This window comes from Helicobacter pylori SA213A (assembly GCF_000476275.1).
Lineage (GTDB): Bacteria > Campylobacterota > Campylobacteria > Campylobacterales > Helicobacteraceae > Helicobacter > Helicobacter pylori_CL.
The window spans coordinates 1-505 of record NZ_CBOM010000068.1 but is presented as its reverse complement, the minus strand read 5'-3'; the positions used below and the strand labels follow the sequence as shown (position 1 = coordinate 505).

General features: G+C 28.1%; 1 pseudogene. It reads left to right on the top strand.

From position 1 onward, the window contains the following. Nucleotides 1-505: pseudogene (locus tag QT74_RS08855) on the top strand (site-specific DNA-methyltransferase); the annotation flags it as partial.

Sequence of the window (505 nt, the reverse complement as noted above, 5' to 3'; positions counted from 1 at the left end):
TACAACGCTGACAAGTTTAGTAAATAATGATGACATATTAGACTCTTTAAATGAAGTTTTTCCCTATAAAGAAGCTTTTAGTCCTTATCTTATAGAGCATTTACAAAATCGTTTTGATTGTTCTATTACGAGTGTTTATGATCCGTTTTGTGGTGTTAGCTCTAGTTTCTTGAATACACAAATACAAGTTTGCTATGGCTTTGATACTTCACCATTTGCCATAAATGTCGCTAAAGCAAAATTAGAAAGTTTGGACTCTGACAATTTAAAAAAAGCAGAAAAAATGTAAATAATTTTATAGCTAGCAATAAAGAATATCCCTTTCCACAATGGGAATCTTTTAGCAAATATGCTGATAAAAAGCGATTTAATCTCATAATGGATTTTATAGAATCCTTTAAAGACTTGGATTCTAAGATTTATCATTTTGTGTCTTTTTTAGTATTATCTAATTTAGAAAAAATGCTTAATTTTAAAAAAGATGGCAATGGTATTAAGCATAGAA